This is a genomic window from Desulfosporomusa polytropa (assembly GCF_055380075.1).
The window spans coordinates 249,369-261,751 of record NZ_AP042399.1 but is presented as its reverse complement, the minus strand read 5'-3'; the positions used below and the strand labels follow the sequence as shown (position 1 = coordinate 261,751).

Below are 12,383 nucleotides of genomic sequence, written 5' to 3'. Positions count from 1 at the left end.
ACAAGTCATTTGGTAACGGCATTAGTATTACAGTAATCTGGAACAAAACTGGGCATTAGTCGTTGTAGTGCCTCAACATCATTTCGTATATCCCAGTTGGGCGCGTTTTTAAAAATATAAGTCAGGTAGGCATATGGATTGAGCCCATTTTCCTTTGCGGTTTCTATTATGCTGAACACAACTGCGCTGGCTTTAGCTCCTCGCGGTGTGTTGGCAAAGAGAAAATTTTTGCGGTCAATCACAAACGGCTTAATGCTGCGTTCGGCGCGATTGTTACTGATTTCCAGCCTTCCGTCCAGTAGATATCGTTCGAGATATTTCCATTGCTCCAACGTATAGTGCACGGCTCTGCCAAATCCGCTCTTGGTAGATGCCTTTACTGTATGAAGGTACGACAAAAACTCGTCAAGCACTGGTTTTGCCAGTTCCTGACGCTTTTTATAGCGTTCTTCCGGTGTACAATCAGCTAGTTGGCGCTCAATAGTAAATAGCTTATCGCAATATTGTTTGCTACGTTGCGCCCCAGAGCCTTCCCGGTCTTTTTCCAAAAGGCCTTTTAGCGCCTCGTCAAATTTTCTTCTGGCGTGCGCCCAGCAACCTACAATGATGATTCGCTCCGGCAAGCTATGATACCCGGCATAACCATCCGTATGAAGGTAGCCGCTAAACTCCTGCAAAAATTCTAATGGGTGCTTCGCCTTCCGATCTGGCTGATAATCACACAGCACAATAGGCATACTAGCACACCCGCCAGTTCTATACAGCCACATGTAGCTTTTGCTTTGCGCAGATTTGCCCGGCTCGTGAAGTACCTGTAAAATGGTTTCATCTGCATGGAGCACTGGCTGTATGGAAAGTAGCTCTTTAAAGGCATCATAGATTGGCTCCAGCCAATCTTCAGAACACCGAATCAGCCAGTTAGACATAGTTTGTTTGGAAAGAGCTATGCCCATACGGCTCAAATCTTGCTCCTGGCGATGCAGTGGCATTCCATTTGCAAATTTCTGTGTCATAATATGAGCAACTGCTTCTGGAGAAGCAAAGCTTCCTTTGATTACCGGCTTGTCCATTGGTGCCTTGATAATAGGCACGCTGCATGCATTGACTTCACAGTCGCGGCAGGCATATACATAGTCAATATGTTCTACGATAACTGCCTTGGCCGGGATGATCTTCAATTCGCGGCGGACATTTTTACCCATAATATGCAGTTTTGAACCACATTCCGGGCATTCCTGCTCATGTTCCGGTAAAAAATGTTCTACAACCTCTATTGGTAAATCGGCAGGAATGGTCTCTTTTCTTTCTTTGACATTCTTACGATAATGCTTCTGAACTTCAGTCAATTCAGGCTCGGGCACCCGTTCATCTGCTGTTGCCTCCGCCTCGTTAAAAAGATTAAACTGATCGTATTTGCTTTTTTCACTGGAGGAGCCGAACTGTTTTTGTTTGGAAAGACGCATTTGCTCCATCAGCCACTTGACCTGTTGAGTCAGTTCCTCATTTTGTATTTTTAGTGCCTCATATTCAGTACGAGAAACAAAGATCATTTCTTCTTGTGTATTAGTACCGTTCACTAGAATTTTCATGTAATAATTATACCATATTTTATGGCTTTTTTCCATGGAAATTCCGTTAAATCCATTGATTTTGCAGGATATTTAGGACTTTTAGCAAATTAGACGATTTGTATTTTATCGACTTTTTTATGCGCCCTCGGCTGTTGAATGCTTAACCCTTCCATTAGCCAACGAAACTGTTGTGGCGTAATGTGTTTGACCTCTTTTTCATCTTTGGGCCACTGAAAGCCACCGTTCTCCAGCCGTTTATACAAAAGTACAAAGCCATCTCCATCCCAAAAGAGCGCTTTGATTCGATCACGCCGACGGCCGCAAAACAGGAACAGACTGTTGGAGAACGGATCTAGATGAAAGCATTGCTGTATGGTCGCTGCCAGACCATCAATAGATCTTCTCATATCGGTGTGGCCGCAGGCGAGAAAGATATGTTCGATTTTAGATATATCACCTAACATAAATGTTTCAGTGCCAGAAGCGTAGCCTCCACGGTTACCATATCAGCGCCTTGATAAACATGGATTTGCATATCGTTACGCTCAATCGTAACAGCCAATGTTTCCGCACGATGCTTAGGCATCTTCATTTCTGCAAATACCGAACCCTGTACGGGAACAGCCTCGCTGGAGGCAGGGAGACTTACCGAAATTGCCCGGCAAGTCTCCTGACATACAAGCTTCTGCCAATGATAGTATGTTTTCACGTTAATGTTATTTTCGCTGCACCACGTTTTAATGGTTTTGCCACTGTTGCGGCAAGCCGTAACAATATTGCGCCATTTCTCCAATCGAACTTCATGCGTCACTTTCTGTACGCTCATAAAAGTAGACCTCCTGCGAGTTTCTAAGAATCCAAATGACTCCAACAAACTCTATGTGATTCTCTTAGACCTATTGTCTCATCCGGAGGCCTGGTTGTACATGTGACGATTTATTTGACGCTTACGCTTAAAGCAAAGATTCATTGCATTTGGATAGATTCTTATGAGGAAAACGAGATCATTAAAGATCTCAAAGAAATGTTGAACTCAAGAGTCGTAGGTCTAAATCTGCAAGTATGGTCACACACAGAAGGGCTGCGTAAAATGCCTCTCACAAGTCGTGAGATACCTGAACCGCCCAATAAGCAACTGATGCATCCCAGGGCTCTATTTGATTTTATTAAGAGCTTACAAGATGATACCTCCGGCGAAAACAAATCTATGGTGAAAAATGTTTTCGTACTTCGTGATTTGCATTTATTAAATGATACTCACGAAGTAAAACGAGCCATTCGTGATTTGAAAGAAAATCCCGGCAAAAACTACAATCCAATTATTGTTATCAGCCCGGTTGTTAATATCCCGATTGAGCACGAAAAGCTATTTACCGTTGTTAACTATGATGTACCTTCGAAGCTTGATATAGAACGTACTATTGTAGCTATGAGTAATGGTCTTGAGCGAGCCAATGAAAGCGGCAAGAAATTCATAATACCGACTCGTGAAGAGCAACGTCATCTTATCGATGCTTGCGTAGGTCTTACTCAAAACGAGATAACCGATATGCTTGCTAAATCGCTTGTTAAGTACAATAAATTTTCTCTCCAAGCAATTATGGAAGAGAAAATCCAGCTTGTTAAAAAATCTGGTGTGCTTGACTATGTTATTCCGCAATTTACTATGGACGACATCGGCGGCAATCAGGCTTTTAAAGATTGGGTGCTTGAAGTACAAGACGCATTTGGTCCAGAAGCTAAGGAATTCGGAGTAGCTACTCCGAAGGGTTTTATGGCCCTAGGTATTCCCGGTACATCAAAAACTGCTGGTGCTGAAGCTTTTGCTAACCTTATGGGGTGGCCACTAATCATTTTGTCGATGTCAAAGATTATGGATCGCTTAGTTGGAAATAGTGAAAAGAAAGTTTCTCAAGCCCTACGCGTTGTTAGAGCATGTGCTCCTTGCGTACTCCTTATGGACGAAGTAGAAAAAATGCTAGGTGGCGCTAAATCTTCAAACCAAAGCGACTCAGGCACTACTAATCGCGTTCTAGCTGAGATCTTACGATTCCTTAATGATGACACCGGTGTATTTGTCATTATGACCTCTAATGATGTTAGTCAGCTTCCTCCAGAATTTACTCGTGCAGGTAGGCTTGATGCTCAATGGTATTTTAGTTTACCCTCTAGGAGTGAGCGAAAAGACATTTTCAAAATCCATTTCGGTAAAACCGGCCGATCTGTTGAAGATAGTATCGCTGACGCAGCCGCAAAAGCTTCTGACAATTATACTGGTGCTGAAATTAAAGAAGTTGTCAAAGTAGCCATGCGTAAAGCCTTTAACCGCTTTAAAGAAGACGGTAACAGAGAATTGACTGAGCTTGATGTTATATCGGCAGTAGGTGAAGTGATTCCATTGTTCAAATCTTCTCAAGAGAAAATTTTAGCGCTAGAATCCTATGCTCGTGGCAGAGCAAGAAACACTAGTATCTCAGACAATGCTATTTTAGAAAATGATGATGACGATCAACTGCTTGGTAATCTACTACAATTAGGAGGTTGATCATTAATGGAAAAAAGAGCATCGTCGCCGGGTGTGCTAAAAATTGCAGATTTTACTAACCGCAAAGCAATCCCGGTTAGTAACTCTGTAAAATCCACAGAATCACCAAAAACCGACATACAGACTAAAATAGCAACAGCTAAATTGTATGGGAATAGAGAACTCAAAGAATCTCGCAAGAGAATCCAAGAACTTGTTGATTATCTTGATTCAACAGCTCTTTTTCAAGATGCTAGCAGTATGATAAAAGAGCTGTTAATTGATCAGATGATCGATCGTACAATGGAGCAAGCACTGGCTAATAAACGGCCGATGGGTATGTCACAGCAAGCATTCGATGAATTTCGATGCAATATATTTAAGATGTTGATAGCGCACTATGTAGACAACGAAAAGGGGAAATAAATGCAAACAAAATTAGAATGCGTTTTGATGTCGCATACTCCGGAACCTGAACGTCTTGTGGCGGCAGCTGCTCGCTTATGCTATAGCGAAGATGACGCTATGACATTAATGCAAAACATGACACCTCAAAGAGTGGAAGAATTCATAACAAAACTCGAATCGATTCATCATGAAAGTCCTTTCGAACATACAAATTGGACCTGGTCAGCCCAGGGAATATCTCGTGTTTTGACACACCAGCTCGTACGACATCGCTTAGCCAGTTACTCGCAGAGAAGCCAAAGATATTGTTCGGAGACCGACGCCGATTTTATTCTGCCGCCGTCTATCGAACGAAATCCAATGGCATATTCGGTGTATAACCAGTTCATGGATTTGGTTACCGATCGTTATAATGAGTTAGTTAAGTTGGGCGTACCAAAAGAAGATGCCCGTTATGTACTTGCTAATGCTACAGAGACCAAGATCATCATAACGATGAATTCCAGGTCTCTGTATAACTTCTTCCATCATCGTTGTTGTTCGCGGGCTCAATGGGAAATTCGTGCTCTTGCTAATACAATGTTGGAACAAGTGAAAGAAGTAGCTCCTAATATGTTCCGTCATGCTGGAGCAAGTTGTGTGGCAGGATATTGCCCTGAATCAGTAATGAGCTGTGGCCGTGCTCCGACGCTGGCTACGCTTCTTAAAAGCTTTCAAAATAATAAATAATAAAATTAGAGGAGACTGATAATTATGTCGCATTGGAGAAAATATTCAAGTAACGTATTGGATGATGTTAAAATGGATTTGCTCACTAAGGCCTGCAATGATGTCGGTGTTACTTATGATACTAGCATTAAACATGTAGGTAGTACTTATGGCAGCGAAGGCGCAAATGTTGACGCCGGTATCAAGAAAGATGGACGGGAATTGCAGCTCGGTTTTATTTTCAAACAAGAAGACGGCAAAACCAAATTGGTCCTAGAAGGTGATTTCTGGGGAAGTGGCCTCAATGAACGCAACTTCGTTGATAATCTTGCTCAACACTATAAAAAGCATAAGATTATTCAACAAGCCGAAAATCAGGGTTGGTTCTTTGATAAGAACGAAACCGATAAAGACGGCAACATTATTCTTGAAGCTTACGCATATTGATCGGCTGGGCGGCGGCTGCCGCCCCTGATTTGCTAAAGGAGACTAAAATACAATGCTTACATGTATTAAATGCGGCGCTGGTATCGATGAGATAACGGTCGATGCACAAATTATTGTAGGTTTTAGATTAAATGAGGCCGGCCACGTTGTCGGAACTAAAAATAGTCTTACTGAAAATGATTTGATTATCAAAGCCCAAGAAGAAGGACCAGATTATAAGAACGCTTTCTGCGGTAATTGCGGCACATATATGGGCATGGATTACCGTGAGGACGGCACAATTGTTAGCTTTAACAATAATCCTCCAGAATGGAAGTGACTTTATGGACGATGACAAAAAACTGTTTTGTCCTAGTTGTGGACAACAACATGTAACTAAAGGTCGAGGAGTTTTTGTCGAAGTTGGCGAGTACGACGAAGTAGAAGGATGTAATGAAGAAGAATGGGATGGCCACGAATATGTCTGTGAAGACTGTGGCAAACAATTTGCTTATTAACAAGTTTTAAAGGATGAGTAACATGGCATTAGTAATAAGCTTTGTTTTGGTTATTGCAGTAGCATGGTATCTACTGTCTAAACTCTACGCAGATAAAATTGGCGAATTTGCCAAAAAAGAATATAAATCGATTTGCGAGAGGGACGATAAAAATAATGTTTAAATCACTTTTTAATTTATTCAGCAATAAAAAAACACAAAGAAATGTTTACGGCTATAATGATGACAATGAGCCGCAAACAGTAAGACCTTCATTCATAAAAGGCACTGCAGTAATTTTAATAGTGCTTTTGCTATTGCCAGTTTTATTCTTTTCATTTACTGAACCTGTACGCCCTGGTTATGCTGGCATCCTGCTTAGCTGGAATGGCGGTATTAAAGAAAGAGTCCTTGATGCTGGCCGCAGTTGGGTATGGCCATGGGAAAACGTAAAAGAATATCCGGTTAGTACTGAAACCGTTGTTTATGACCTTGCTATTAACAATAAGGACGGCAAACCAATTACTGTCAAACTCAGTATTAACTATTCAATGAATAAAGAAATGTTACCACATATTTATACACGGTTTCGTGGGCAGAGTGCTGAAACAATCGAAACAACTTTCATGAAAACCAATATTCTCGGTTTATTGAATAATATTTCTTCTAATTACAGCATGATGCAAATTGTTAACGAGCGTCAGAAGATAAACTTGCAATTATTGCCTGCACTTCAAAGAAGTTTTGGTGATGAAGGTATAGATATTTCTGAAGCTCAAATTATCGATGCTCCGCCAGATCCAGAAACTCAAAAGATCTTACAGGCTGTTGTAAATGCTCAAAACTACGAAAAACAAATGCAATTCGAAAAAGCAGCAGCGATTGCCGCTGCCGACAAACAAATCGAAATTGCAAGAGGAGATGCCAATGCTAAACGAATGGCAGCGGATGCTCAAGCATATGCAAACCGTGTAATTGCTGAATCCGTTACTCCTCAGTTAACCGAATACACTTACGCCCAGGCCTTTAAGGAAAACATCAAAGCGTTGCCCACTACACTTATTGTTAATGGCAGCGGCACCAGCAATGGCATGATGTTAAATCTTGGTCTTGGTAAATAACTAATAATAAAATTTTAGGAGGACACTTAAGATGAGTGAAAAACGTATTAGATTTGTTGTTGATAATAAAGGGAACCATACCATGGAAACATTGGAAGGCTTCTCTGGAAGCTCTTGTGTAGAGCAAACTAAAAACCTTGAACTTGCTATTGGCGGAGTTATGGCTGCAGAAGGTAAGACTGATGCCTATTATCGACCAGAAGATGAAGCTCCTGTAACAATCGGCATGTAATAAAACAAAGCATAGCAATCGTGGTGGCGAACACGACACGCAAGAAAAATATGGTGAGCGTGAGTGAATAAGGAGGAAATATATGTACTCCGAATATTTGCTGGCTTAAAGACTTGCCTTGAATTGACAAGGCCGATGGCAGCCGTAACCTGCTGTGAAATTGCACAGTGATACCGTCACAATAAAACCAGGTCTAGTATTGTGACTAAGGTGTGACCAGAGGAAACGAACCTCGGGGCGCTGCATGTAGTAGATTTGTCTTAACTGAGCGGGTTCGAATCCCGCCTTTGCTTTATTATTTTATTAGGAGGATATTCATGAGAGCATTTGATTTGGCCATGTTTTGTGGTCGCTTTCAACATATTCATATCGGCCATGAACATGTTATCGATACTGCACTAAGGCTTGCCGATAGATTACTTATTCTAGTGGGATCAGCTCAAGAGGCTGGAACATTACGGAACCCTTTCGATGTACAAACTCGAATCGAAATGATACGTGAAATTTACCCACAGGACAATGTAATGATTAAACCATTGCCAGATCTTACTCATGAAGACGATATCACATTTGATTGGGGCAGGTATGTGCTGGGAAACGTAAAGAAATTTGCCCAGAAAAAACCGGAAATATTTATATACGGAAACGACGAATCACGTTCAAAGTGGTTCGATCCTGTCGACATTAAAAATGTTACCGAAGTAATCATATCTCGAAGTAAGATCGATATATCTGCTACGCGTATGCGTGAGTTTCTTGTTAACGATGATATTGACAATTGGCTCGCATTTAGCAATCCTCGTTTACATAAGCATCACGATCGTTTACGCCGCGAGTTGTTAAGTGCGGAAGCATATCGTGATATCGCTTAAGGAGGGTGTTATGAACACGGCAAGAAAGAAAACCGTAAAGCAGCTCATACTGGATGGTCTTAATGAAGAACAATGTAAACCAGTAGTTGATTATTATGGTTCATCAGCTATTATAGCAGCACCAGGGTCCGGAAAAACGGCCACAATAATTGGTAGAGCTGCATATATGATCGAAGAGGGTATTAGCCCTAGTAATATTTTAATATTTACTTTCACTCGTAAGGGTGCAAATGAGATCAAAGAGCGTGTCGAATTAAAGATCGGTTCTAAGTCTGCCGGGATTACTGTAGGCACTTATCACAGCTTTTGTTCGCGTACACTTCGTAAATATTGCGACTATATTGGTTGGAAAACCAATTTTAGTACATATGACGAAGAGGATAAGATCAAACTGCTAAAAACAATTGTAACCAACATAAATATAAAACCTCAAGCGATTTCTAGTTATATTTCTAACTGGAAAGATTACATGATATCGCCCGCCCAAGCAATGGCTAGGGCTAAGAGTGATTATGAAGTATATGTTGCTGGTTGCTATGAGCAATATCAACAAAAGATGAAAGAACAAAACGCATTTGATTTTGATGACTTGATTTATTTTACGATTAGGCTGTTTGAGCGGTTTCCTGAGGTCCAGGCGGAGATCAATCAACACTATCAATTCATAATCGCTGATGAGGCTCAAGATAGCTCTGAAAGAGACCTGGAGCTTATCATTCATCTTGGTGGTCCACAAATGAATATTTGTCTATGTCTTGATGATGATCAAAGTATATACGGTTTTCGAGGCGCTAACATTAATAGCGTTTATACTTTCATTGATAAAATGGAACTTAAACAATTTACGTTAGGACAAAATTACCGTAGCACTAAAACGATTGTGGCTGCTTCCAGGAGCGTTATACTTAACAACTCAGTGCAACTCGAAAAAACTGTATTCACCGACAACAAACAAGGTGAAAACCTTATGTATTTCGAGGAGCCAGACATTAATTCTGAAGCTCTTCGGATAGTTAAGCTTATATTGGGGCTAACAAGAAGGAAGCTAAAGCCAGGTGAGAAACAAATTAAACGTGGCGACATCGCTGTTCTATACCGTATGTCTTATCTGTCTAGAGCAATAGAAGAAGGCTTATTAAGAAACGGCATTAAATACACGATTGTCGGCGGCTGCCCTTTTTATGCAAGAAAAGAAATTAAAGATATAATGGCTTATTTACGTTTCATCTATAACCCTCAGGACACTCAGGCGTTTCAAAGAATCCTCAATACTCCTAAGCGTGGCATCGGCGAAAAAGCATTTGAAGAAATTTTTTCTTGCTTTAGCGACTTAAAACATGTTAATATGAATGGTGTAAACATGCTTATGCAGGCCTGTCAATCCGCTACTCTTAAGGGCGCAGCAAAAAAAGGACTTGAGAGATTCATAGCAATTATCGAACATTTGAATGATTTTATTCTTACAAATGAAGCAACTCCTTCTAGAGCAATTCGTGAAATCGTGCATATTCTTAAGTACAATGATTATCTTATTGATACCGAAAAGAAAGATGCCGAAGAAAAAATTGCTAATGTAGAAGAACTAGTCGAGATAGCAAGTCAGTATGACACGCTAGAAGACTTCATCTGCAACATGGCTCTTAACAACGTTGAAACCGACGATACGGAAGAAGCGGAGGAAGATAATAAAGTTCAACTGTTGACTATGCATAGTAGTAAAGGCTTGGAGTTTCCTGTAGTTATTATTGCAGGCAGCAATGAAGGAATTATTCCTCATTACAAAGCTGATACTGTTAGTAGCATCGATGAAGAAAGAAGACTGTGGTACGTTGCCATGACAAGAGCAGAAGAATTTTTATTCATGACAAGATCAAAAATGATGCCCATGAATGGAGTTCCAAACTATTGTAAAGAATCAAGATTTATTCAAGAAATAAACCCTGAGTATGTCACAAAAATAGGTTAAATCTCATATACCACACGGGGGAGGGCGCAAAATGGCGAGACCCTTAAAAGATGAAACGGATATGATTATAAGTTATATTCGAGAAAACACGAAAGATACAAAAAATTGGGTATCAATCGGCAGCCGAGACGTGCCGAAACTATTTAATGTTAGCCAAATATATACTGTTAAGCTCCTTGAAGCTGTTAAAGAACATCCTCATATCCTCTATGAAGTCGACGAACATTTCGCTAGTAGATTTAAGCCTTATCATTTTCGATGGGTTAACGACGAACAAGAAAAAATAGATCATGGGTTAACAGCAAAACAATTTTTTTGGCTTAACGAAAAAGAAGTTCAATTCATTAAGGATACCAGTTCTCTTGACACATATGCAAAAATATCTAAAATACTTAAGTTATGCAATCTTTTGGCGGGTGACGGAGCAAAAAAATGGTGGACTCCTATTAAAGTTAGCGATTTAGCTGACTTGACAGTCACAACAGTGGAGGACACTGAACAACGCTTAGATTTCTTAATATCTAAACAAATACTTGTTAAAGCAAGAGCTTATAATAACTTTTATCATTTAGCACTTGATCCGGATACTCTATCCAAAGTTTTAGAAGAATCTGTTCAAAAAACTGTCCGGATCAAGCCTAAACTTGAACGTAAAAAGAGGAAAAATGTCGAAACAGAGAGTATTCTAGCGAAAACAGAAGATTATCAAATAAAATTTAAAGAATCTGGCGAAAATACCAACAAAAGTCTGGACAGGGACGATAGTCCTATAGTACAATCTACATTAGAAAAACCGACAGATTCTCAAAATTGTTTAATTGAATCTTTTCAAAAGCAACCCATTAATATGCATGGGTTACAAACAAATTCAGTGATCACAAATGCTCAAACAATTAAACACTCAATATCGGATACGTTGGTTCTGCTCCAAAAACATGTCGAAGAGTTACAGCAACTTCAAGTAGACGAAGAAGCAACTCGTCGTAGTTATGAAGCTTTTATGAAACTGGGTACTGAATATGATAACATGCGCTCAGAGTACGAACAGACAAAAGAGAACTTGCGTAATCATAAAATAAAAATACAGCAATATGAACATGAAGTAAAACTGCTTTGCGAATACAACGAAGCCGTTCTTATCAATGCTCAAGGCCGTATGGATATTTTGTTGGGTGTTATATCTGGTTTATTAGACGAGTATGTGATGCGCCCTAAATTTGAGAAGTCTGAAGCATTGATTAATGCACGCCTGAAAAAGTCAATTTGGAAGGCAGTAGAAGACGCGTCGGATGAAATCATTAACTTTAAACCAGAAGATAAGTTTCCACCCAATCTAAAGTAGTTAGCAAATCCTCTTCTCTTTAGCTGATGTCGTATTTATCAGAAAGGGGAGGGGATTTTCTATAGAAAAATACCCTACTGACTAAAAGGAGATTAACAAGTGTCGCAGGAAGCTTTAGCAAGGATGCTAAGCCTAGAAAGGGAGATACTTATATGTTGTTAAACGATGGACTTCGTGAATCAAATCACATTGAGCTTCAAGATTATAAACTTGCAGAAGTCTTTGAAGCGTCGGGCCATACAGAGCCAGTTGTCTCTAAATATGCATTCATTGAGATGGCACACAAATATATAAATGAATCCGATCCCTTTACACAAGAAATTTATCTTCATCATCTTTTAGGTAAGGACATGGAAGACAGTGCTCATATACTTAATATTCCAGAATCTAGGGTGTGTCGTTATCTTCATACGTTTATTTCCGGTTTTCAAAGATTTGCCGCAAATCAATTGAAAAAAGGTAATATTGATATTGAAGCCACATGCTGCTATATTAAGTGTATGAAGGACAAAGAAATGGACGACCAAAAAGTAGCTGATGCATTCAAGGAAGATATGCTAACCACTAAAGTGATGAAACATTTTTTAAAACATTTAGGAGCTATTCCTCAGACTGTTATATATACATTGATTGCAGCAAATGCTGTAAACGCTTTTTCTTATATATCGATGATTCGTTTAAGTAATAGTACGGCTCGTTTGGTATTACAATAACTC

Annotated in this window: 16 protein-coding genes; 13 read left to right on the top strand and 3 right to left on the bottom strand. The window is 39.9% G+C overall.

What is annotated here, in order from left to right; all coding sequences use genetic code 11:
• Nucleotides 1–5: 5 nt before the first annotated feature.
• From tnpC to tnpA, 3 genes are all read right to left on the bottom strand, one after another.
• On the bottom strand, nt 6–1,550 hold the full coding sequence (gene tnpC / locus ACZ449_RS01495) for an IS66 family transposase (RefSeq protein ID WP_464256894.1): 1,545 nt from the start codon (nt 1,548–1,550) through the stop codon (nt 6–8).
• 128 nt (nt 1,551–1,678) lie between these two features.
• On the bottom strand, nt 1,679–2,035 hold the full coding sequence (tnpB, locus tag ACZ449_RS01490; protein ID WP_464256741.1) for an IS66 family insertion sequence element accessory protein TnpB: 357 nt from the start codon (nt 2,033–2,035) through the stop codon (nt 1,679–1,681).
• A complete protein-coding gene (tnpA, locus tag ACZ449_RS01485; RefSeq protein ID WP_464256740.1) occupies nt 2,029–2,397 on the bottom strand; it encodes an IS66 family insertion sequence element accessory protein TnpA in 369 nt (122 codons plus the stop codon). The genes tnpB and tnpA overlap by 7 nt, the downstream gene beginning before the upstream one ends.
• Nucleotides 2,398–2,499: 102 nt before the next feature.
• Between tnpA and ACZ449_RS01480 the strand changes: the two genes are divergently transcribed.
• From ACZ449_RS01480 to ACZ449_RS01420, 13 genes are all read left to right on the top strand, one after another.
• The gene (locus ACZ449_RS01480; protein ID WP_464256739.1) at nt 2,500–4,116 is read left to right on the top strand and encodes an AAA family ATPase; all 1,617 of its coding nucleotides are present in this window, start codon (nt 2,500–2,502) and stop codon (nt 4,114–4,116) included.
• Between the two features lie 6 nt (nt 4,117–4,122).
• Nucleotides 4,123–4,521 (top strand): hypothetical protein, encoded by a 399-nt coding sequence (locus ACZ449_RS01475; protein ID WP_464256738.1) that lies wholly within the window; start codon nt 4,123–4,125, stop codon nt 4,519–4,521.
• Entirely contained in the window at nt 4,522–5,232 is a 711-nt protein-coding gene (gene thyX / locus ACZ449_RS01470; protein ID WP_464256737.1) for an FAD-dependent thymidylate synthase, read from the top strand.
• A 24-nt stretch (nt 5,233–5,256) separates the two neighbouring features.
• Nucleotides 5,257–5,658, top strand: a complete 402-nt coding sequence (locus ACZ449_RS01465; RefSeq protein WP_464256736.1) for a DUF1257 domain-containing protein — start codon at nt 5,257–5,259, stop codon at nt 5,656–5,658.
• A gap of 52 nt (nt 5,659–5,710) precedes the next feature.
• The gene (locus ACZ449_RS01460; RefSeq protein ID WP_464256735.1) at nt 5,711–5,977 is read left to right on the top strand and encodes a hypothetical protein; all 267 of its coding nucleotides are present in this window, start codon (nt 5,711–5,713) and stop codon (nt 5,975–5,977) included.
• Nucleotides 5,978–5,981: 4 nt separating this feature from the next.
• The gene (locus ACZ449_RS01455) at nt 5,982–6,155 is read left to right on the top strand and encodes a hypothetical protein (RefSeq protein WP_464256734.1); all 174 of its coding nucleotides are present in this window, start codon (nt 5,982–5,984) and stop codon (nt 6,153–6,155) included.
• A 22-nt stretch (nt 6,156–6,177) separates the two neighbouring features.
• The gene (locus tag ACZ449_RS01450; RefSeq protein ID WP_464256733.1) at nt 6,178–6,318 is read left to right on the top strand and encodes a hypothetical protein; all 141 of its coding nucleotides are present in this window, start codon (nt 6,178–6,180) and stop codon (nt 6,316–6,318) included.
• Nucleotides 6,311–7,255: an SPFH domain-containing protein gene (locus tag ACZ449_RS01445; RefSeq protein ID WP_464256732.1), complete on the top strand. Its 945-nt coding sequence runs from the start codon at nt 6,311–6,313 to the stop codon at nt 7,253–7,255. Before ACZ449_RS01450 ends, ACZ449_RS01445 begins: the two co-directional genes overlap by 8 nt.
• Before the next feature lie 31 nt (nt 7,256–7,286).
• A complete protein-coding gene (locus ACZ449_RS01440) occupies nt 7,287–7,487 on the top strand; it encodes a DUF2997 domain-containing protein (protein ID WP_464256731.1) in 201 nt (66 codons plus the stop codon).
• A gap of 317 nt (nt 7,488–7,804) precedes the next feature.
• Nucleotides 7,805–8,359 carry an adenylyltransferase/cytidyltransferase family protein gene (locus ACZ449_RS01435; RefSeq protein ID WP_464256730.1) on the top strand — a complete coding sequence of 185 codons (555 nt, stop codon included), beginning with the start codon at nt 7,805–7,807 and terminating at the stop codon, nt 8,357–8,359.
• A gap of 10 nt (nt 8,360–8,369) precedes the next feature.
• Entirely contained in the window at nt 8,370–10,325 is a 1,956-nt protein-coding gene (locus tag ACZ449_RS01430; protein ID WP_464256729.1) for an ATP-dependent helicase, read from the top strand.
• Nucleotides 10,326–10,356: 31 nt separating this feature from the next.
• Nucleotides 10,357–11,667, top strand: a complete 1,311-nt coding sequence (locus ACZ449_RS01425; RefSeq protein WP_464256728.1) for a hypothetical protein — start codon at nt 10,357–10,359, stop codon at nt 11,665–11,667.
• Between the two features lie 152 nt (nt 11,668–11,819).
• On the top strand, nt 11,820–12,380 hold the full coding sequence (locus ACZ449_RS01420) for a sigma-70 RNA polymerase sigma factor region 4 domain-containing protein (protein WP_464256727.1): 561 nt from the start codon (nt 11,820–11,822) through the stop codon (nt 12,378–12,380).
• The last annotated feature ends 3 nt before the right edge of the window (nt 12,381–12,383 follow it).